Source organism: Streptomyces sp. NPDC050121, from assembly GCF_044460385.1.
Lineage (GTDB): Bacteria > Actinomycetota > Actinomycetes > Streptomycetales > Streptomycetaceae > Streptomyces > Streptomyces soliscabiei.
Genome location: NZ_JBITJV010000018.1, coordinates 173,363 through 194,252, shown reverse-complemented (window position 1 = coordinate 194,252; position 20,890 = coordinate 173,363). Strand labels below are relative to the sequence as shown.

The window sequence follows — 20,890 nt, the reverse complement described above, 5'->3', positions numbered from 1 at the left end:
CGCGGGGGGGGGGGCGCCCCCGCCGCCCCCCCCGCCCCCCCCCCCCCCCGGCCCCCCCGCCCCCCCCCCCGCCCCGCCCCCCCCCCCCCCCCCGGCCCGCGGGGGCGGGCGGCGGCCCCCCCCCCCCCCCCCCCCCCCCCCCCCCCCCGCCACCCGCGTCAGGAACACGGTCACGGAGTTGCGCCCCTGCGGCCTGGGCAGCGCCTTCTTGCGCAGCTCCTCCGGCTCGACCGCCGACCCCCGCTTCTTCACGGTGAGGATCCCGACCTCACGCTCCCGCAGCAGCGCCTTCAACTTCTTGACGTTGAACGGCAGTTGGTCGGTGATCTCGTAGGCGGAGGCGTACGGGGTGGCGTGCAGGGCGTCGGCGGTGACGTAGGCGATGGTCTCGTCGATCAGCCCGCCGTCGAGGTCCCGGGCCACGTCGGCGACCAGATGCGCCCGGATGACGGCGCCGTCGGGCTCGTACAGATACCGCCCGACCGGCCGGACCGCCGGGTCGGGCAGACCGCCGCCGAGCAGCGTCCGCGGGCCGGGCAGCAGGGTCGCCCGAACGGCCCCCGGCTCGCCGGTCCCGAACCACAGCACGGCCTCCTTCACATCCCCGCCGTCCGAGATCCACTCGGCCTCGGCGTCCTCGGGGATCGCCTCGTGAGGGACGCCGGGCGCGATCTTCAGCGCGGCGCGCGGCGCCTTGCGGGCGGCCTCGACGGCCCAGGACAACGGCGGCGAATAGGCCTCCGGATCGAAGATCCGGCCGCGACCGCCACGCCGCGCAGGGTCGACGAACACGGCGTCGTAGCCGCTCGTGTCGACGTCCGTGACGTCCGCCTCCCGCACCTCGATGAGGTCGGCGAGCCCCAGCGCGTCGGCGTTCGCCCGCGCCACCGCCGCGGTCAGCGGATCCCGGTCCACCGCGAGCACCCGGATCCCGGCACGGGCGAGCGCGATGGCGTCCCCGCCGATACCGCAGCACAGGTCCGCGAGGGAGCGGATGCCCAGCGCCCGGAAGCACTCCGCCCGATACGTCGCCACACTCGCCCGCGTCGACTGCTCCACCCCGTGCGGCGTGAAGAACATCCGCTCGGCGTCCTCGGCCCCGAACTTCGCCGCCGCCCGCTGGCGCAGCCGGGCCTGGCCCAGGGCCGCGGACACCAGGTCCGCGGGGTGCTCGCGGCGCAGCCGGGTGGCGACCGCGAGCTCGTCGGCGGGGGCGATGCCGCGCACGGCGTCGAGGAGGGCGCGGCCCTCGGGGGTGAGGAGGGGGGCGAGGTCGTTCACCGGGTCATTGTGGGCCAGTCGGTGGATGGTGCGCCTCCGGCGGCGGTGTCGGGCGAGGTTCCGGGGCGGTGACTGCGAGGATCCGGCGCCATGGGATCTGTCGTACAAAATGATGACAAGAGTGGCCGTTACGAGGCTGGTTGTCGCCGCACCGGAGCCGTGGAGGCGGGGCGCATCGGGCACATGAGGAGCACGCGGCGCACGAGGTGGACAAGGCGCACGGGGCTCCGCCTCACGGGCCTCCGGAGCGCGGCCGCGGTCCTCACCCTCGCCGCCGTCGCGACGGGCTGCGCGGGAGGCGGCGCGGGGACCGGTGGGGCAGGCAAGGGGATCCGCCCCGCGCCGGGCCAGCAGCCGGACCGGGCGGCGCCCCCCGCGGCCCCACCGGCCCGCGCCCTGCACACGTACGCCTCCCGGCTCCGCGCCGCCCAGCAGGCCCGGGTCGCCGCGGCGAAGCGCTGGGGGCTGAAGAAGGTCCCGCTGACGCCCCCGGCGCCGCCCGCCCACAAGCCGGAGATCACGGCCCGCGAGGGCTTCGAGGTGGACGACCAGGAGACGCTCGGCCTCCCCCCGGTCTTCACCACGATCCCGACCAACGACAGGGTCGTCTTCCTCACCATCGACGACGGCTCCGAGAAGGACCCGGCGTTCCTGCGCATGATGAGCGACCTGAAGATCCCGTACTCCGCCTTCCTCAGCGACTACCTGATCAAGGACGACTACGGCTACTTCAAGAAGATGCAGGGCACCGGGGTCGTACTGAACAACCACACGCTCCACCACCCGTACCTGCCGGGGCTGTCGTACCGGCAGCAGCAGCGCGAGATCTGCGGCATGCAGGACGTGATGGAGCGGCAGTACGGCAGACGCCCCACCCTGTTCCGCCCGCCCTACGGCAACTACAACCAGGACACCCTGCGCGCCGCCAAGTCGTGCGGCATCAGATACGCCCCCATCTGGGACGAGGAGGTCTTCGTCGACCACTGGGAGTACCGCGAGTGGGACCAGGACATCCACCCCGGCGACATCGTCCTGAGCCATTTCCGCGGTCGCGGCGACTGGAAGGGCACGATGCCCGACATGATCCGCCGGTTCCTCGACAAGATCACGGAGAAGGGGTACGCGGTGGCACGGCTGGAGGACTACCTGTGAGCCTCCGGTCCCTGACCGCCGGCGTCCTGGCACTCGCCCTGCTCACCGGCTGCGCCCAGTCCGTCGACCCGATCGAACGGCTGGGCAGGAAGGCCGCCGCCGGGGTCCGCCCACCCGGCCCGGCCGCCCAGGACCCGTACCGCCGTTGGGGTCTGACCTCCCCCCTGGCCCCCGCCCCGTCCCACCCGGCCGGCCGGCCCCTCGCGGGCAGCCCCGGCGCCGGCCTCCCACCGGTCGTCGACCACGTCCCGACCACCGACAAGGTCGTCTTCCTCACCTACGACGACGGCGCCGAACGCGACCCCCGCTTCGTCGACATGGTCCGCGAACTGCGTCTCCCGGTCAGCATGTTCCTGACGGACAGTGTGGTCGGCCCCGGCTACGGGCACTTCGCCCGCCTCCGCTCCGTCGGGGCGAACATCCAGAACCACACCCTGGACCACCCGGCCCTGCGCGGCCTGCCCTACGCCGGCCAGCGCGCCGAGATCTGCGGCCAGCAGGACAAGCTCCGCGCCCGCTTCGGCCTGCGCCCCCGCCTCTTCCGCCCGCCCTACGGCGCCTACGACACCACCACCCGCCGCGCCGCCGCCGACTGCGGCATCACGGCGATCGTCCTCTGGCGCGTCTCCATGGGTCCCGCCGACCTCGCCTACGCCCACGGCTCCCCCCGTCTGCGCCCCGGCGACATCATCGCCGTGGACCCCGACGAGACGACGGGCCCGAGCATGAGACAACGCACGGTGCGGCTGCTGCGACGGGTGCAGGAAGAGGGTCTGACGGTGGGCCGGTTGGAGGACTACGTGTGAGAGTTCTTCGCGGCGCCGGCGGGTCCGTCTCCGCCGAAGCGGGGGGTCCGGGGGCGACAGCCTCCAAACGCGATTGGCACTCGGCTTGACCGAGTGCTAATCGCGGTCATAGTCTCAGCTCTGGCACTCACCACTGGAGAGTGCCAACACAGCGACGGGCAGGTCCGGCACCCGCGACGACGGATCCACCTGGTCGCCACCTCAGACAGTTAACCCCGTGAGATCTCCGAAGGGGGAGGTCGGATCGTGACGACCACCAGCTCCAAGGTTGCCATCAAGCCGCTCGAGGACCGCATCGTGGTCCAGCCGCTCGACGCCGAGCAGACCACCGCCTCTGGCCTGGTCATCCCGGACACCGCGAAGGAGAAGCCCCAGGAGGGCGCCGTCCTCGCCGTGGGTCCGGGCCGCTTCGAGAACGGCGAGCGCCTGCCGCTCGACGTCAAGGTTGGCGACGTCGTCCTGTACAGCAAGTACGGCGGCACCGAGGTGAAGTACAACGGCGAGGAGTACCTCGTCCTCTCGGCTCGCGACGTGCTCGCGATCATCGAGAAGTAATTCACCCAGTTTTGCAGTGAACTGCGCCCCTGGCCCCCGCGACTTTGTGAAGCCGGGCGCTGGGGGCGCAGTTCGTTCCCCACGTTTTCCGAGAGGGCTGAACCGCTCCCATGGCGAAGATCCTGAAGTTCGACGAGGACGCCCGTCGCGCCCTCGAGCGCGGCGTCAACAAGCTTGCCGACACGGTCAAGGTGACGATCGGCCCCAAGGGCCGCAACGTCGTCATCGACAAGAAGTTCGGCGCCCCCACCATCACCAACGACGGTGTCACGATCGCCCGTGAGGTCGAGCTCGACGACCCGTACGAGAACCTCGGCGCGCAGCTGGTGAAGGAGGTGGCGACCAAGACCAACGACATCGCGGGCGACGGCACCACCACCGCCACCGTCCTGGCCCAGGCGCTCGTCCGCGAGGGCCTGAAGAACGTCGCCGCCGGCGCCTCCCCGGCCGCCCTGAAGAAGGGCATCGACGCCGCCGTCAAGGCGATCTCCGAGGACCTGCTGGCCACCGCCCGGCCGATCGACGAGAAGTCCGACATCGCCGCCGTCGCCGCCCTGTCCGCCCAGGACACGCAGGTCGGCGAGCTCATCGCCGAGGCGATGGACAAGGTCGGCAAGGACGGCGTCATCACCGTCGAGGAGTCCAACACCTTCGGTCTGGAGCTGGACTTCACCGAGGGCATGGCCTTCGACAAGGGCTACCTGTCGCCGTACTTCGTGACGGACCAGGAGCGCATGGAGGCCGTCCTGGAGGACCCCTACATCCTCATCAACCAGGGCAAGATCTCCTCCATCGCCGACCTGCTGCCGCTGCTGGAGAAGGTCATCCAGACCAACTCCTCCAAGCCGCTGCTGATCATCGCCGAGGACCTGGAGGGCGAGGCGCTCTCCACCCTCGTCGTCAACAAGATCCGCGGCACGTTCAACGCGGTCGCCGTGAAGGCCCCCGGCTTCGGTGACCGTCGCAAGGCGATGCTGCAGGACATGGCCGTCCTCACCGGCGCCACCGTCATCTCCGAGGAGGTCGGCCTCAAGCTCGACCAGGTCGGCATCGACGTGCTCGGCTCCGCCCGCCGCGTCACCGTCACCAAGGACGACACCACCCTCGTCGACGGCGCCGGCAACTCCGAGGACGTCGTGGGCCGCATCGCCCAGATCAAGGCCGAGATCGAGAACACCGACTCCGACTGGGACCGCGAGAAGCTCCAGGAGCGCCTCGCGAAGCTGGCCGGCGGCGTGTGCGTGATCAAGGTCGGCGCCGCCACCGAGGTGGAGCTGAAGGAGAAGAAGCACCGCCTGGAGGACGCCATCTCCGCGACCCGCGCCGCGGTCGAGGAGGGCATCGTCTCCGGTGGCGGTTCCGCGCTCGTCCACGCCGCCAAGGTGCTGGAGGGCGGCCTCGGCAAGACCGGCGACGAGGCGACCGGTGTCGCCGTCGTCCGCCGCGCCGTCGTCGAGCCGCTGCGCTGGATCGCCGAGAACGCCGGCCTGGAGGGCTATGTCATCACCTCCAAGGTCGCCGAGCTCGACAAGGGCCAGGGCTTCAACGCCGCCACCGGCGAGTACGGCGACCTGGTCAAGGCCGGCGTCATCGACCCGGTCAAGGTCACCCGCTCCGCCCTGGAGAACGCCGCCTCCATCGCCTCCCTCCTGCTGACGACCGAGACCCTGGTCGTCGAGAAGAAGGAAGAGGAAGAGCCGGCCGCCGCGGGCCACGGCCACGGCCACTCCCACTGAGGCGAGCAGCACCGAACAGCACGAAGAAGCCCCCGTTCCGGTCACGGAACGGGGGCTTCCCCCTTCGCGGGCGGTCTCTTCGCGGGCGGCCCCGTGACTTACGGCTCGGCTTTCACGTCTCCAGCGCGTCCAGCGCCCCCAGCTGCCCCATCAGCCCGAGCCGGTCGTACTGCCACCAGCCCTCGACGAGCTTTCCGTCCTCCCGGCACCGGAAGACGGTCGTCCCGGTCATCGTGACCTGCTTCCCCGTCGCCGGGAGCCCCATGAAGTCGCCCTTGTGGGTCCCGCGCCAGGTCCACCGGTTGCACACCCGGTCGCCCTGCCCGAACTGGTCTTCGACGGAGAAGGCGAAGTCGAAGCCGCCCCGCCACATCTCGACCTCCCGCCGCATCGCGTCCATGCCCATGGTGTCCTGCTCGTTGGCGGGATCGTGGTCGTGGTACTCCTCGGCGATCAGCCCGTCCAGCGGCGGCAGTTCACCCCGCGCGGCCACGGCCTCGAAGAACCGCCGCGCGGTCTCCGCATACAACTGCTCGTCCCGTACCACCTCGAGATCCGTGAACGTCGGCATCTCGTCGCACAGGGCCACCAGCTCCTGGAACACTTTGCCGGTCTCCGGAAGGTTCGAGTTCCGCATCGCCTCCTCGTACGACGGGAACTCCACGATCTCGATGAAGTGCGACGCGTCGGAACGGTCCTTGCCGACCACCGCGTGCGTCGCGGTTCGCTTCCCCTTGGTCTGTTCGACCCATGTGTCCATCAGCCGGTCCATCTCGTCGAACCGGCTGGTCCTGCAGTCGATGAGCTGTACGAACGTCATGGCGCAGCCTCCGGCCCCCCTGGGTCCGGTACCCCTCACGCCCATCTTCCCACCGGAGCGCCGACGCCACCTGCCCACCAGAGCGGTCCCCGCCGAGCCCGGTCACCGAGGCCCGTACTTGCGTCCCGTCTTCGAGCTGATCCCGCCCAGCAGCGACCGGGGCGTCACCTTCACCAGCCCCATCAGCGCCTTGTAGCGCGGGTCGGGAATCGACAGCGACTTCCCGCGCGCCAGATCGTCCAGCGCCGCCGCGACCAGCTTGTCCGCGTCCAGCCACATCCAGCCCGGGATGTTGTCCGTGCCCATCCCGGCCCGCTCGTGGAACTCCGTGCGCACGAACCCCGGGCACAGCGCCATCAGCCGCACCCCGCTGCCCGCCAGATCCTTCGCCGCACCCTGCGTGAACTGCACGACCCACGCCTTGGACGCCCCGTACGTCCCGCGCGGCACGAACGCCGCCACCGAGGCCACGTTGACCACGCCCCCTCGCCCGCGCTCCCGCATCGTCGTCGCCGCCGCGGACGTCAGCCGCAGCACCGCCTCGCAGTGCACCTTGAGCATCTTCAGCTCGTCGGCCATGGACACGTCGAGATAGCGGCCCTTGTTGCCGAAGCCCGCGTTGTTGATCAGCAGGTCGACGGGGTTCTTGCGGTCGTTGAGCCGGGCGGCCACCGTCTCGATGCCCTCGTCCGTCGCCAGGTCGGCCGTCAGCACCTCCGCCTCGATGCCGTGCCGGTCGTGCAACTCGGTCGCCTGCTCGCGCAGCCGCTTGGTGTCCCGTGCCACGAGGACGAGATCATGCCCGTCCGCCGCGAGTCTGCGTGCGAACGCGGCACCGATGCCCGCGGTCGAACCCGTAATGAGAGCCGTTGTCATGGCAGAAGCGTAATGACCCGGAGTGCCTCCGTCCGTTCTCTGCACGCGGCCTCCCGAACGTGAAGGCCCGGTGAGCGCCGGGCCCGTGACCTGGGCTCAGCCCCCGTGCTCCGCCGCGTACTTCCGGGCCGCGGCCAGTGACTCCGGATGCAGCGCCTCGCCCGCCGCGAGCAGCCGGGGCAGCAGCTCCCGGTGCGTGGTGACGGCCCGGAACTGCAGCGCCACCGTCACGTCGTGGTCCGGCCGGTGCACGATCTCCACCGGGTCCCCGGCGCGGATCTCACCCGGCGCGATCACCCGCAGATACGCCCCCGGCGCGCCGCGCTCGGTGAACCGCTTCACCCACCGCTGCTCGCCCAGGTGCCCCTGAAAGGTCATACAGGGGATGCGCCCGCAGGTGATCTCCAGTACGACACCGGATCCGATGCGCCAGCGCTCCCCGACCAGCGCGCCGGACACGTCGAGGCCCGCCGTCGTGAGGTTCTCGCCGAACGCCCCGTCGGCCAGGGGGCGGCCCAGCGCGCGTTCCCACTCGTCGAGGTCCTCGCGCGCCATCGCGTACACGGCCTGGTCGTCGCCGCCGTGGTGTTGTCTCTTGCACACCGCGTCCCCGGCCAGCCCGCTCCCGCCGATGCCCTTGGGGCCGGGCGCGGCCACCCGCACCGGCCCCTCCACCGGCCGTTTGTCGATCCCGGTCACGCCCTCCGGGTTGTCCGTGTACGGCACAGCCTTCGCACGGCCCAGGTTGACTGCCAGAAGTCTCATGCCGCCACGCTAAGCGACCGGATGTCAAAGCGTCGACCGATTATTCGCCGCCATGTCCAAGCTTCGCTTATGCTCGACGTCATGATCGAGGCCCGTCATCTCCGTGTCCTGCGCGCCGTGGCCGCCACCGGCTCGTTCTCGGCGGCCGGGCGCGAGCTGGGCTGCACCCAGCCGGCCGTCAGCCAGCAGATGAAGGCCCTGGAGGCGTCCGTCGGCACACCCCTGCTGGTCCGCAGCGGCCGCGAGATGCGCCTGACCCAGGCGGGCGAGGCTCTCGTCCGGCATGCGGCCGGCATCCTCTCCGGACTGACCGCCGCCGAGGAGGAGGTCGCCGCCATCGCGGGCCTGCGGGCCGGCCGGGTCCGCCTGGTCTCCTTCCCCAGCGGCAGCTCCACCCTCGTCCCGACCGCCCTCGCCGCCCTGCGTGCGGCCCACCCCGGCACCCGCGTCTCCCTGGAGGAGGCCGAGCCCCCGAGGTCGGTCGAACTGCTGCGCGAGGGCGACTGCGACATCGCCCTCGCCTTCCGCTACGAACGCACCACGGGCAACGGCGGCGGTGGGGCAGGGAAAGCCGGGAAAGCCGCGGAAGCCAGGGAAGCCGGCGAAGGCGAGTGGGACGACCTGGTCGTACGGCCGCTGCTGACGGACCGGCTGGTCGCTCTCGTCCCCGAAGGCCACCGCCTCGCGCGCACCGGCGCCCGGGGGTCCGTCGCCATCGGCGACCTCGCGGCCGAGCCGTGGATCGCCGGCTGCCCGCGCTGCCGCGGCCAGCTCGTCCAGGTGTGCGAGAACGCGGGCTTCACGCCCCGTATCGACTTCGCGACCGACGACTACCCGGCGGTGGTCGGCCTGGTGGGCGCCGGCCTCGGCGTCGCCGTCCTGCCCCAGCTCGCGATCGACTCCGTACGGCCCCGGGGCGCCCGCGCGGTGACGCTGGAACCGCCGGTGCGGCGGGAGATCGTCGCGCTCACCCTGCCCGACCTGGCCCAGGTGCCGGCCGTGACGGCCACGCTGGAGCAGCTGGGACGGGCCGCGGCGCGCCAGTAGGGCAGCGCCCCAGAACGAAGCGGAGGGCACGCGCGCGTGCCCTCCGCTCTGAAGAAACGTTCCTTCATGTGTTCGACGAGGCGTCTCTCGCGCCGGAGGACGCCGATACCAGGCGGTTGCGCGCCCGCCCCATGAGCTCCTCGCGCTCGTCCTCGGTCAACCCGCCCCAGACGCCGTACGGCTCGCGTACCGCCAGCGCGTGCGCTGCGCACTGCGCACGGACCGGGCACCTCATGCAGACCTCCTTGGCCGAGTTCTCTCGAGCGCTCCGAGCCGCCCCGCGCTCACCCTCCGGATGGAAGAAGAGCGAACTGTCCACCCCGCGGCAGGCAGCCAGCAGCTGCCAGTCCCACAGGTCGGCGTTCGGTCCGGGAAGGCGGGAGAAATCTGCCATTGCGTGACCCCTTGTAGCCGTTCTGAGCGGATACGGTGCCCACGACCGTACAACTACGATCTAAGGAGATGAAAATATGACTCATTGCGAATCTAGCCTCAGACACCAGTAAAAGGGAAGAAATAGGTCTGAATGGGGCATGGGTTGTGATGAAAGCTTGAGGGTCCGTGTGGCTGTCTCCTCTGTGTCCGCGCCCTCACGTAGAGTGCCGAAGAATGCACGCAGCCCCGTAACTCTTTCGAGTGACCGTCGTTGAGAGTGCGGTGGCGGTTGAAAACACAAACGCTCGGGCAGGCGTCCGAGACGGTCGACCGCACAGGTGACGATTCGTACCAGCCTGGAGGCACAAGGTGACGCGCATCAGCTGCGGAGGGCGGCCATGACTTCCGTCCTCGTCTGCGACGACTCCCCGCTTGCCCGAGAGGCGCTCCGCCGCGCGGTCGCGACCGTGCCCGGCGTCGAGCGCGTGACGACGGCGGCCAACGGCGAGGAAGTCCTCCGCCGCTGGGGTGCCGACCGCTCGGACCTGATTCTGATGGACGTACGCATGCCCGGACTGGGCGGCGTCGAGACCGTACGGCGGCTGCTGTCCGCCGACCCCGGCGCACGCATCATCATGCTGACCGTCGCCGAGGACCTGGACGGCGTCGCCCTCGCGGTCGCCGCCGGCGCCCGCGGCTACCTGCACAAGGACGCCTCGCGTGCGGAACTGCGCGCGACCGTCACCCAGGCCCTCGCCGACCCGACGTGGCGGCTCGCCCCGCGCCGGCTGCGCTCGGCCGAGATGGGCGCGGCGCCCACGCTCACCGCGCGTGAGATCCAGGTCCTCGAAGGCATGAGTCACGGCCGCTCCAACGCGGAGATCGGTCGCGAGCTGTTCCTCTCCGAGGACACCGTCAAGACGCACGCGCGGCGGCTGTTCAAGAAACTCGGCGCCTCGGACCGCGCGCACGCCGTGGCGCTCGGCTTCCGCTGGGGACTGGTCCGTTAGCGACTGCCCCGGCTGCCCGGCCCCGTGGCCCGGACCGGTCCGCAAGGGGACAGGTCCTGGGCCGTCCGGCCATCGGACCGGTTCGGATCGAGTCCGGATCACATCCGGATCGCATCCGGATCGGGCCGGTTCAGGGTGACATCGGTCATTCAGTGAGGGGAGCGGGCTCATGGGCGAATCTCCCTGCTCAGAAGCGGTCCGGAGGCCGGGTGACACCCCCTCCCGCCGCACGGCGGGCGGGAGCGGCACCCCGTCCCGCCGGGTGCCCGCTGCTCGTTTCGCCGCGGATGCCGCATCCTTGAGGTGTGGAGTTCCTCGGGGACGAGTCGGTCGAGCGGAAGGGGAGGGCGCAGGGGATGAGTTCCGGCGCACCTGCTCATAACGCTTCGGTGCACAACGACGGGCACGGTGCCGCGGCTGGTCCGGCCGCAGTGCACCATGGACCGATGCGCGATGACGAGGCGGTCACTGCCGTGGGGACGATCGGATCGCTCGTCCATCGCGCCGTGGACGGCGACGAGCAGGCCACCCACGACCTGCTGGCCCACGTCCACCCGCTGGCCCTGCGTTACTGCCGCACCCGGCTGTCCCGGCTGCCCGGCGACGCACGGCACTTCGTGGAGGACCTCGCCCAGGAGGTCTGCGTGGCCGTCCTCCTCGCCCTGCCCCGCTACCGGGACACCGGCAGGCCCTTCGAAGCCTTCGTCTTCGCCATCGCAGCGCACAAGGTCGCCGACCTCCAGCGCGCCGCGATGCGTCACCCGGGCTCGACGGCGGTCCCGTCCGACGAGATGCCCGAACGTCCGGACGACTCGCTCGGCCCCGAGGAGCGCGCCCTCCTCAGCAGCGATGCCGAATGGGCCAAGAAACTGCTGGCCAACCTGCCCGAGAACCAGCGGGAACTGCTCCTGCTGCGCATCGCGGTGGGCCTCACCGCAGAGGAGACCGGCCAGATGTTGGGAATGTCACCCGGCGCGGTCCGTGTGGCCCAGCACCGGGCGCTGAGCAGGCTGCGGGCGCTCGCCGAGCAGTAGCCGTCCTGGTAACGGATCCCGCCACAGATCCCGGTAACAGTGCCTTCGGTGAACAGGCGGCCCACTGTTTCCGTACGAACATACGAAGCCCGGAGTCACACTCGACCGTGGAATTCGGGAGGTGCGCTTCCCGTTAGCATGGACATCCGCACCGATCAAGGCCATTTGGGGAAGGTGTCATGACTGCCAACGTCGACGGAGTGCCCGGAAAATTCGCGACCCTCGGGCTCACCTACGACGACGTGCTGCTGCTGCCGGGCGCATCCGAGGTGCTCCCCAACGCGGTCGACACCTCGTCCCGCATCTCCCGGAACGTCCGTGTCAACATCCCGCTGCTGTCGGCGGCGATGGACAAGGTCACCGAGTCCCGCATGGCGATCGCGATGGCCCGCCAGGGCGGCGTCGGCGTGCTGCACCGCAACCTCTCCATCGAGGACCAGGTCAACCAGGTCGACCTGGTGAAGCGCTCCGAGTCCGGCATGGTCACCGACCCGATCACCGTGCACCCGGACGCCACGCTCGCCGAGGCCGACGCCCTGTGCGCGAAGTTCCGCATCAGCGGCGTCCCGGTCACCGACGGCGACAAGAAGCTCCTCGGCATCGTCACCAACCGCGACATGGCCTTCGAGTCCGACCGCACCCGTCAGGTGCGCGAGGTCATGACGCCGATGCCGCTGGTCACCGGCCACGTCGGCATCTCCGGCACGGACGCCATGGAGCTGCTGCGCCGCCACAAGATCGAGAAGCTTCCCCTGGTCGACGAGGCGGGCGTCCTCAAGGGCCTCATCACCGTCAAGGACTTCGTCAAGGCCGAGCAGTACCCCCGGGCGGCGAAGGACGGCGAGGGCCGCCTCCTCGTCGGCGCCGCCGTCGGAGCCAGCCCCGAGGCGCTGGAGCGCGCCCAGGCCCTCGCCGAGGCCGGCGTGGACTTCCTGGTCGTCGACACATCGCACGGCCACAACAGCAACGCCCTCAGCTGGATGTCGAAGATCAAGTCGAGCGTCCGCGTCGACGTGATCGGCGGCAACGTCGCCACCCGCGACGGCGCCCAGGCCCTGATCGACGCCGGCGTCGACGGCATCAAGGTCGGCGTCGGCCCCGGCTCGATCTGCACCACCCGCGTGGTCGCCGGCATCGGCGTCCCGCAGGTCACCGCCATCTACGAGGCCTCCCTCGCCGCCCGCCCGGCGGGCATCCCGCTGATCGGCGACGGCGGCCTGCAGTACTCCGGCGACATCGGCAAGGCGCTCGCCGCCGGCGCCGACACGGTGATGCTGGGCTCACTGCTCGCGGGCTGCGAGGAGTCCCCGGGCGAGCTGCAGTTCATCAACGGCAAGCAGTTCAAGTCGTACCGCGGCATGGGCTCGCTGGGCGCCATGCAGTCCCGCGGCCAGGCCAAGTCGTACTCCAAGGACCGCTACTTCCAGGCCGAGGTCGCCGCCGACGACAAGCTCGTGCCCGAGGGCATCGAGGGCCAGGTGCCCTACCGCGGCCCGCTCGGCAACGTGCTGCACCAGCTCGTCGGCGGTCTGCGCCAGACCATGGGCTACGTGGGCGCCGCCACCATCGAGGAGATGGAGTCCAAGGGCCGCTTCGTCCGGATCACCTCCGCGGGCCTCAAGGAGAGCCACCCGCACGACATCCAGATGACGGTCGAGGCGCCGAACTACAGCAGCAAGTAGTTGTCACGCGCGCGCGTGCGGCACGGCGAGGGCGGTCCCGGAGCATCCGGGGCCGCCCTTGTCGTGCCCGTCGGCGATACTGGAAGACGCTGAACGCATCAGGGAAAGGCCACACACGTGACTGAGATCGAGATCGGGCGCGGCAAGCGCGGCCGCCGGGCGTACGCCTTCGACGACATCGCCGTCGTCCCCAGCCGCCGTACGCGGGACCCGAAGGAGGTCTCGATCGCCTGGCAGATCGACGCCTACCGTTTCGAGCTGCCCTTCCTGGCCGCCCCCATGGACTCGGTCGTCTCCCCGGCCACCGCGATCCGCATCGGCGAGCTGGGCGGCCTCGGCGTGCTCAACCTCGAGGGCCTGTGGACGCGGCACGAGGACCCGCAGCCGCTGCTCGACGAGATCGTGGGCCTGCCCGTCGAGGCGGCCACCCGCCGCCTCCAGGAGATCTACGCCGCCCCCATCAAGGAAGACCTGATCGGCCGGCGCATCAAGGAGGTGCGCGACTCCGGTGTGGTCACCGCCGCCGCGCTCTCCCCGCAGCGCACGGCCCAGTTCTCCAAGGCCGTCGTCGACGCGGGCGTGGACATCTTCGTCATCCGCGGTACGACGGTGTCGGCCGAGCACGTCTCCGGCTCGCACGAGCCGCTGAACCTGAAGCAGTTCATCTACGAGCTCGACGTCCCGGTGATCGTCGGCGGCTGCGCCACCTACACGGCGGCCCTGCACCTGATGCGCACGGGTGCGGCGGGCGTCCTGGTCGGCTTCGGCGGCGGCGCGGCGCACACCACGCGCAACGTGCTGGGCATCCAGGTCCCGATGGCGACGGCGGTGGCGGACGTCGCCGCGGCCCGCCGCGACTACATGGACGAGTCCGGCGGCCGGTATGTGCACGTGATCGCGGACGGCGGCGTCGGCTGGTCCGGCGACCTGCCCAAGGCGATCGCCTGCGGCGCCGACTCGGTGATGATGGGCTCCCCGCTCGCGCGCGCGACCGACGCGCCGGGCCGTGGCCACCACTGGGGCATGGAGGCCGTCAACGAGGAGCTGCCGCGCGGCAAGAAGGTCGACCTCGGCACGGTCGGCACCATCGAGGAGGTCCTCACGGGCCCCTCGCACACGCCCGACGGCTCGATGAACTTCTTCGGCGCCCTGCGCCGCGCCATGGCCACCACCGGCTACAGCGAGCTCAAGGAGTTCCAGCGGGTCGAGGTCACGGTGGCGGACTCGGTGCACCGGCGGTAGTTCCCCGGACGGCCGAAAGGGGCCGGTCATCTCACCCGGGTGAGATGACCGGCCCCTCTCGTTTGCACGTTCGCCCGCCGACGGGCGGGCCGGGGCGCGTGGCGTGGGGGCGTGCGGTTGCGTTCGGGGCGGATGTGGGCTGGTCAGGGGGGTCGTGGGCGGTAGCGTCCCTGTCGGCGCCCCAGTTGTGTGGGGTGCCCCCTTCCAAGGACATGTGTTCCGGACCCCGCCCTCGGGGCCCGGCCCGAGTTCCTGAACGTGCCGTCCACCGGGTATGGGCGGTGTCGTGGAAGGGGGCGCCCATGGGACGCCACCGCAAGCCCACCCGCTGGGACCGACTCCGTCTTCGGATGGTGCAGTGCCGGAGGAGGTGGATCTTGCGTCTTTTCGGATGGTGAGCGGCCGCCCCCAAACACACTAGGGGCGGACACTCCGTGAACCATCTGGAGCCCGCCGCAGTGCCCACTGCGGCGGGCTCCACCCTTTTCGGGTGGTGAGCGGCCGCCCCCAAACACACTAGGGGCGGACACTCCGTGATCCATCTGGAGCCCGCCGCAGTTCCCGCTGCGGAGGGCTCCACCCGCTTCGTACGTTACCGGCGGGCAGGGTCGTGCGCCACCAGCTCCAGGAGCCCGGGTCGAGCGTGTGCGCCCCGGTTCACAACCGGTGCGCCGCCCCCGTGGGAGTCGCGCCCCGCGTGTCCAGCAACAGCTGGGCCTTCACCGACAGGCCCTGGAGGTCGTACGTGCGGTGCTGTTGGAGGAGGATCGTCAGATCGGCTTCGGCGGCGGCCTCGTAGAGGGAGTCGGCGCGGGGGACCGGGCGGTCCAGGACGCTCCAGGACGGGACGTGCGGGTCGTGGTAGCTGACGGCCGCGCCCAGTTCCATCAGGCGGATCGCGATCTCGCGCGCGGGTGTGCCCTGCTGGTCGGCGAGGTCGGGCTTGTAGGTGACGCCGAGGAGCAGCACGCGCGCGCCCCGCGCCGACTTGCCGTACTCGTTGAGGAGGGCGGCGGCGCGCTGGACGACGTAGCGGGGCATGCGGCTGTTGACCTGTTGGGCGAGTTCCACCATGCGCAGGGGGCTGCCGGGCCGGCCGGTGCGGTCCAGGGGGACGGAGTGGCCGCCGACGCCGGGTCCGGGGCGGAAGGACTCGAAGCCGAACGGCTTGGTCTCGGCGCAGCGGACGACGTCCCACAGGTCGACGCCCAAGTCGTGGCAGAGGACGGCCATCTCGTTGACGAGGGCGATGTTGACGTGCCGGAAGTTGGTCTCCAGAAGCTGCACGGTCTCGGCTTCCCGCAGGCCACGCGCGCGTACCACCTTGTCGGTGAGGCGGCTGTAGAAGGTCGCCGCGGACTCGGTGCAGGCGGGGGTGAGTCCGCCGATGACCTTCGGGGTGTTGGCCGGGGTGAAGGCGCGACTGCCCGGGTCGACCCGGCTGGGGGAGTAGGCGAGGTGGAAATCGCGGCCCGCGCGCAGGCCGGACATCTCCTCCAGCAGCGGTCGCAGGAATTCCTCCGTTGCACCGGGGTACACGGGCGACTCCAGGATCACGGTGGTGTGCGGGCGCAGGTGTCCGGCGAGGGTGCGGGCGGCCGCCTCCACCTGGCTCAGGTCGAGTGCGCCGTCCGCGTCGCGCGAGGTCGGGGCGCAGATGACGGCGGTGCGCACGCGGCCCAGTTCGGCGGGGTTGGTGGCCGGCCGGAAGCCCCCCGAGAGCATCCGGCGCAGTTCGGCGGGGCTGAGGGAGCCGGCCTCGGGGCCGGTGCGGTAGCCGACGGTGGGGACGCCGGCGGCCACGGCGGCCTGGGCCAGGGGCAGGCCGAGCGGGCCGAGTCCGATGACGGCGAGATCTGCGGGCATGGCGTATGCCGTCCTTCCCAATAACCGAGGTGGGACAGGTGCGCAAGCCCGGTGGACAGGATGGACGAGCGCAATGTCAGACTAGGAGTAAATATGACCGTTATGTGGGATTGGTCGGCTGTGTTGGCCTGCCGTGTTGACCCGCCGTGCGCGGCCGTGTGCGGCCGGCCCGTTTCCCGGGAGGTCCGCTCCGGTTCCGCGAGAGTTGTCCACAGGCTGGGGGCGAGTGGTGGCTGAAGTCGGGCAACACCGTCAGAATTTGGGCATGAAGGGTATGGACCGGGCTTCGCCCTGACGGGTGCGGCCGGCGCGACCGACAGCGGGAGGCAGCGGTGAGGACAGCGACACTGGGGCCGGCGCAGCGAGCCGAGTCACTGGCGGCCATGGCCGAGCGCGAGCTGGACGTGCTGGTGGTGGGAGCGGGCGTGGTCGGCGCGGGCACCGCCCTGGACGCCGTGACGCGCGGCCTGTCCACCGGACTGGTCGAGGCACGCGACTGGGCGTCGGGCACGTCGAGCAGGTCCAGCAAGCTGATCCACGGCGGCCTGCGCTACCTGGAGATGCTCGACTTCGCCCTCGTGCGGGAAGCGCTCAAGGAACGCGGGCTGCTGCTGGAGCGGCTCGCTCCGCACCTCGTGAAGCCGGTGCCCTTCCTGTACCCGCTTCAGCACAAGGGCTGGGAGCGGCTGTACGCCGGTTCGGGCGTCGCGCTCTACGACGCGATGTCCATGGCCCGCGGGCACGGCCGGGGCCTGCCGACGCACCGCCACCTGACCCGCCGTCACGCGCTGCGTGTCGCCCCCGCCTTGAAGAAGGACGCCCTGATCGGCGCGTTGCAGTACTACGACGCGCAGATGGACGACGCCCGCTTCGTCGCCACCCTGGTGCGCACCGCGGCGGCCTACGGGGCGAAGGCGGCCAACCGCGCGCGGGTGACGGGCTTTCTGCGCGAGGGCGAACGGGTCGTGGGCGCGCGCGTACAGGACGTCGAGGCGGGCGGGGAGTACGAGGTCCGCGCCCGGCAGATCGTCAACGCCACAGGCGTGTGGACCGACGACACGCAGGCCATGGTGGGGGAGCGGGGCCAGTTCCACGTCCGCGCCTCCAAGGGAATCCACCTCGTCGTGCCGCGGGACCGCATCAGCTCCTCCACCGGCCTGATCCTGCGAACCGAGAAGTCCGTGCTGTTCGTCATCCCCTGGGGCCGGCACTGGATCATCGGCACCACCGACACCGACTGGGACCTCGACAAGGCCCACCCGGCCGCGTCCAGCGCCGACATCGACTACCTCCTCGAGCATGTGAACTCGGTGCTCGCGGTGCCGCTGACCAGGGACGACGTCGAGGGCGTGTACGCGGGGCTACGGCCGCTGCTGGCAGGCGAGTCCGACGCCACCAGCAAGCTGTCGCGGGAGCACACCGTCGCGCATCCGGTGCCGGGACTGGTGGTCGTGGCGGGCGGCAAGTACACGACGTACCGGGTGATGGCGAAGGACGCGACCGACGAGGCGGTGCACGGGCTCGACCAGCGGGTCGCCGACTGCGTCACGGAGGACGTGCCGCTGCTGGGCGCGGAGGGCTACCCGGCGCTGTGGAACGCGCGGGCGCGGACCGCCGCGCGGACGGGCCTGCACGTGGTGCGCGTGGAGCACCTGCTGAACCGTTACGGTTCGCTGGCGGAGGAGGTGCTGGATCTCATCGCGGCCGACCCCTCGCTCGGCGAGCCGCTCCAGGCCGCCGACGACTATCTGCGCGCCGAGATCGTCTACGCCGCCTCCCACGAGGGAGCACGCCATCTGGACGACGTGCTGACGCGCCGTACGCGCATCTCCATCGAGACGTTCGACCGCGGCACGCGCAGCGCCCGGGAGGCCGCCGAACTGATGGCGCCGGTCCTCGGCTGGGACAAGGACCACATCGAACGCGAGGTCCAGCACTACGAGAAGCGGGTGGAGGCCGAGCGGGAGTCGCAACGCCAGCCCGACGACCTGACGGCGGACGCGGCCCGCCTGGGCGCACCGGACATCGTGCCCTTCTGATCTGCTCCGGTCCGCCTCGACTCCCACCTGCCTCTGCCGACTTGGGCCTGTGTGCGGCCGGTTCACTCGAACGAGCGTAGGGAACCGGGATCCCTGTTCGGAACCGGCTCGTTCTACGGGGTGCGAGGGCAGAACTCGGCCTTCTGGCCGGAATGATCCACTTCTGGGGGGCGGGCGGGATGCGATGAGGGGCACCCTGGGCGTCGGGCACTTGTCGGGTGAGGGACAATGGAGGCTCTGTCAGGGCGGGTTGCATGAGGGGACGCATGTCGGAGGCGGAGCGGGCGGGGTCATCCCGTCAGGACAAGAGCGCACGTCTCCTCGCCGGGCGGTACCGGCTTGGAGACGTACTCGGCCGCGGCGGCATGGGGACGGTGTGGCGTGCCGAGGACGAGACCCTCGGGCGCACGGTCGCCGTCAAGGAGCTGCGGTTCCCGGGGAACATCGACGAGGACGAGAAGCGGCGGCTGATCACGCGGACGCTGCGCGAGGCCAAGGCCATCGCGCGGATCCGCAACAACAGCGCGGTGACGGTCTTCGACGTGGTCGAGGAGGACGACCGGCCGTGGATCGTGATGGAGCTCGTCGAGGGCAAGTCGCTCGCCGAGGTCATCCGCGAGGACGGCGTGCTGGAGCCGAAGCGCGCGGCCGAGGTCGGGCTGGCGATCCTCGACGTGCTGCGGTCGGCGCACCGCGAAGGCATCCTGCACCGTGACGTGAAGCCGTCCAACGTGCTGATCGCCGAGGACGGCCGGGTCGTGCTCACCGACTTCGGCATCGCCCAGGTCGAGGGCGACCCGTCGATCACCTCCACCGGCATGCTCGTCGGCGCGCCCTCCTACATCTCCCCGGAGCGGGCCCGCGGGCACAAGCCGGGACCGGCGGCCGACCTGTGGTCGCTCGGCGGTCTGCTGTACGCGGCGGTCGAAGGCGCGCCCCCGTACGACAAGGGCTCCGCGATCGCGACGCTCACCGCGGTGATGACCGAGCAGTTGGAGGAGCCGAAGAACGCGGGCCCGCTGAAGGACGTCATCTACGGGCTGCTCACCAAGGATCCCGCGCGGCGACTCGACGACGCCGGTGCGCGGGCGATGTTCAACGCGGTGCTTCACGCCCCCGAGCCGCGTCACGCGGAGCCGGCCGACGCGACGAAGGTCGTGCCGCTGCCGGCACAGCCGGACGCCCCGGGAGGAAAGGGGAGTTCGTCGGGCGCTGAGGCGGGCGAGAAGCTGCGCGGGGCGTTCCGGTCCGTGCGGAAGGCCGCCGTCGCGGCGGGCGCGGCCACCTCGGCGGCCGCGTCCCGCGCCAAGTCGGCGAACGGGCCGGGTGCTTCCGGTTCCATGAGTGCGGGCGAGGCGCCCAACGGCGGGGCGGCACGGGGTACCGGGGCCGCACGGTCTGCCGGGGCCGCACGGTCTGCCGCTGCCCCACCCGCCGCCACGCCTGCCTCACCGGCGTCCCAGGCCAGGACGGCATCAGCCTCGGCGTCGGCACCGGCGTCGGCGTCCAGGCCGGCGGCCGGAGCGGCATCGGCTTCGCCGTCGTCGTCCCCGTCGGTTCCTGCGGCGCGTTCCGGCTCCCCTTCCGGCCCGGCCTCCGCTTCCGCTTCGGCTTCCGCTTCCGGTTCGCGGGGGAACGGGGAAGCGGGCGGGCGGAGTTCGGGATGGCCCGTGATGACGCCGCCGGACCTGCCGCCGCGGCCCGTGCCCAGGGCCCCGCTGACCGACGTGGTGCCGAAGCGGACGCTCGTGATCATCGCCGTGGTCGTGGTGCTCGCGGTGCTCGGCACCGTGCTGGCCCTCACGCTCGGCGGTGGCGACGACACCGCGGGCGGCTCGAAGAGCGGCGGCGGTTCCCGGACGGCGGCCGGCGGCAGCGCGAGCGCCGGCACCAAGGAGGACGAGGGCAGCGGGACGCGTACGGACGGGTCGTCGGCGCCGTCCGGCTCCTCGTCCGGTGCCACGCCCAGCAACACCGCCACGGACGGCGGCGCCGGGTCCGGCGTCAACGCCACCGAGACCAGCAAGGCGGCGACGACGTACCAGGGCGGTCAGGGCTACTCGATCGGGCTGCCCACAGGGTGGAAGTACAAGTCCTCGGACGCAGCGGGGGACCGTTTCACCGGGCCCGACGGACAGACGCTGCTCGTCGCCTGGACGACCACGCCCAAGGACGATCCCGTCGCCGACTGGAAGAACCAGGAGCGCTCCATGGAGCGTTCTCAGTACAAGAAGATCCGAATAGAGAAGGTGAACTACCGGGGCTGGAACACGGCCGACTGGGAGTTCACCTACACGAAGCGCGGGACGGCGTACCGCACGATCGACCGCGGGTTCGTCGTGAGCGCCAGCCAGGGGTACGCGCTGATGTACGCGGCGAAGTCCGCCGCCTGGGGCACCGACCTGCGGGCGACCACCTGGACGACGCTGACGGACACCTTCACGCCGAAGAAGTAGCGGCCGTCGGCGACCGTGTTGGGGGCGCGAGATCTCGCATCCCCTCTCTGCGGGTTGCCTCCGGCACGTATCGTGAGTGCTTGCGGACCGTACGCATCCGGCAACACGGCCGGATAAGGCTGTAACGGCACGCAAGGCGAACGGAATT

17 protein-coding genes are annotated in these 20,890 nt (G+C 71.2%); 11 read left to right on the top strand and 6 right to left on the bottom strand.

What is annotated here, in order from left to right; translation table 11 throughout:
- Nucleotides 1–1,281: methyltransferase domain-containing protein (locus ACIBTS_RS26680; protein ID WP_399322660.1), on the bottom strand; the 1,281-nt coding region annotated here is incomplete at its 3' end.
- Between the two features lie 183 nt (nucleotides 1,282–1,464).
- Here ACIBTS_RS26680 and ACIBTS_RS26675 point away from each other — a divergent pair.
- From ACIBTS_RS26675 to groL, 4 genes are all read left to right on the top strand, one after another.
- On the top strand, nucleotides 1,465–2,433 hold the full coding sequence (locus ACIBTS_RS26675; protein WP_399322658.1) for a polysaccharide deacetylase family protein: 969 nt from the start codon (nucleotides 1,465–1,467) through the stop codon (nucleotides 2,431–2,433).
- The gene (locus tag ACIBTS_RS26670) at nucleotides 2,430–3,239 is read left to right on the top strand and encodes a polysaccharide deacetylase family protein (RefSeq protein ID WP_399322656.1); all 810 of its coding nucleotides are present in this window, start codon (nucleotides 2,430–2,432) and stop codon (nucleotides 3,237–3,239) included. The genes ACIBTS_RS26675 and ACIBTS_RS26670 overlap by 4 nt, the downstream gene beginning before the upstream one ends.
- 246 nt (nucleotides 3,240–3,485) lie before the next feature.
- Nucleotides 3,486–3,794, top strand: coding sequence for a co-chaperone GroES (gene groES, locus ACIBTS_RS26665; RefSeq protein ID WP_020132158.1), 309 nt, complete (start codon nucleotides 3,486–3,488; stop codon nucleotides 3,792–3,794).
- Between the two features lie 110 nt (nucleotides 3,795–3,904).
- A complete protein-coding gene (gene groL, locus ACIBTS_RS26660) occupies nucleotides 3,905–5,530 on the top strand; it encodes a chaperonin GroEL (protein WP_319333999.1) in 1,626 nt (541 codons plus the stop codon).
- A gap of 112 nt (nucleotides 5,531–5,642) precedes the next feature.
- Here the strand turns inward: groL and ACIBTS_RS26655 are convergent, their stop codons facing one another.
- From ACIBTS_RS26655 to ACIBTS_RS26645, 3 genes are all read right to left on the bottom strand, one after another.
- Complete coding sequence (locus ACIBTS_RS26655) at nucleotides 5,643–6,350, bottom strand: ester cyclase (protein ID WP_399322654.1); 708 nt, start codon at nucleotides 6,348–6,350, stop codon at nucleotides 5,643–5,645.
- 102 nt (nucleotides 6,351–6,452) lie between these two features.
- Nucleotides 6,453–7,226 carry an SDR family oxidoreductase gene (locus tag ACIBTS_RS26650; RefSeq protein WP_319674883.1) on the bottom strand — a complete coding sequence of 258 codons (774 nt, stop codon included), beginning with the start codon at nucleotides 7,224–7,226 and terminating at the stop codon, nucleotides 6,453–6,455.
- Between the two features lie 96 nt (nucleotides 7,227–7,322).
- Entirely contained in the window at nucleotides 7,323–7,991 is a 669-nt protein-coding gene (locus tag ACIBTS_RS26645) for an MOSC domain-containing protein (protein ID WP_399322651.1), read from the bottom strand.
- 81 nt (nucleotides 7,992–8,072) lie between these two features.
- Between ACIBTS_RS26645 and ACIBTS_RS26640 the strand changes: the two genes are divergently transcribed.
- Nucleotides 8,073–9,038 (top strand): LysR family transcriptional regulator, encoded by a 966-nt coding sequence (locus ACIBTS_RS26640; protein ID WP_399322650.1) that lies wholly within the window; start codon nucleotides 8,073–8,075, stop codon nucleotides 9,036–9,038.
- A 64-nt stretch (nucleotides 9,039–9,102) separates the two neighbouring features.
- On the opposite strand, the gene ACIBTS_RS26635 is transcribed toward ACIBTS_RS26640, so the two are convergent.
- Nucleotides 9,103–9,432, bottom strand: coding sequence for a WhiB family transcriptional regulator (locus ACIBTS_RS26635; RefSeq protein ID WP_020132152.1), 330 nt, complete (start codon nucleotides 9,430–9,432; stop codon nucleotides 9,103–9,105).
- 379 nt (nucleotides 9,433–9,811) lie between these two features.
- Here ACIBTS_RS26635 and ACIBTS_RS26630 point away from each other — a divergent pair, with 379 nt between their 5' ends.
- The 4 genes from ACIBTS_RS26630 (at nucleotide 9,812) to ACIBTS_RS26615 (ending at nucleotide 14,381) form a co-directional block, all read left to right on the top strand.
- The gene (locus ACIBTS_RS26630; RefSeq protein WP_003948568.1) at nucleotides 9,812–10,423 is read left to right on the top strand and encodes a response regulator transcription factor; all 612 of its coding nucleotides are present in this window, start codon (nucleotides 9,812–9,814) and stop codon (nucleotides 10,421–10,423) included.
- 446 nt (nucleotides 10,424–10,869) lie between these two features.
- The gene (locus ACIBTS_RS26625) at nucleotides 10,870–11,457 is read left to right on the top strand and encodes a sigma-70 family RNA polymerase sigma factor (protein WP_079660367.1); all 588 of its coding nucleotides are present in this window, start codon (nucleotides 10,870–10,872) and stop codon (nucleotides 11,455–11,457) included.
- Between the two features lie 179 nt (nucleotides 11,458–11,636).
- A complete protein-coding gene (gene guaB, locus ACIBTS_RS26620; RefSeq protein WP_079660366.1) occupies nucleotides 11,637–13,139 on the top strand; it encodes an IMP dehydrogenase in 1,503 nt (500 codons plus the stop codon).
- 117 nt (nucleotides 13,140–13,256) lie between these two features.
- The gene (locus ACIBTS_RS26615; protein WP_334577769.1) at nucleotides 13,257–14,381 is read left to right on the top strand and encodes a GuaB3 family IMP dehydrogenase-related protein; all 1,125 of its coding nucleotides are present in this window, start codon (nucleotides 13,257–13,259) and stop codon (nucleotides 14,379–14,381) included.
- A gap of 657 nt (nucleotides 14,382–15,038) precedes the next feature.
- Here the strand turns inward: ACIBTS_RS26615 and ACIBTS_RS26610 are convergent.
- Nucleotides 15,039–16,247: a nucleotide sugar dehydrogenase gene (locus ACIBTS_RS26610; RefSeq protein ID WP_319674879.1), complete on the bottom strand. Its 1,209-nt coding sequence runs from the start codon at nucleotides 16,245–16,247 to the stop codon at nucleotides 15,039–15,041.
- Nucleotides 16,248–16,579: 332 nt separating this feature from the next.
- On the opposite strand from ACIBTS_RS26610, the gene ACIBTS_RS26605 reads away from it, so the two are divergent.
- Nucleotides 16,580–18,286 (top strand): glycerol-3-phosphate dehydrogenase/oxidase, encoded by a 1,707-nt coding sequence (locus tag ACIBTS_RS26605; RefSeq protein WP_319674878.1) that lies wholly within the window; start codon nucleotides 16,580–16,582, stop codon nucleotides 18,284–18,286.
- A 266-nt stretch (nucleotides 18,287–18,552) separates the two neighbouring features.
- Entirely contained in the window at nucleotides 18,553–20,742 is a 2,190-nt protein-coding gene (locus ACIBTS_RS26600; RefSeq protein WP_399322647.1) for a serine/threonine-protein kinase, read from the top strand.
- Nucleotides 20,743–20,890: the final 148 nt, after the last annotated feature.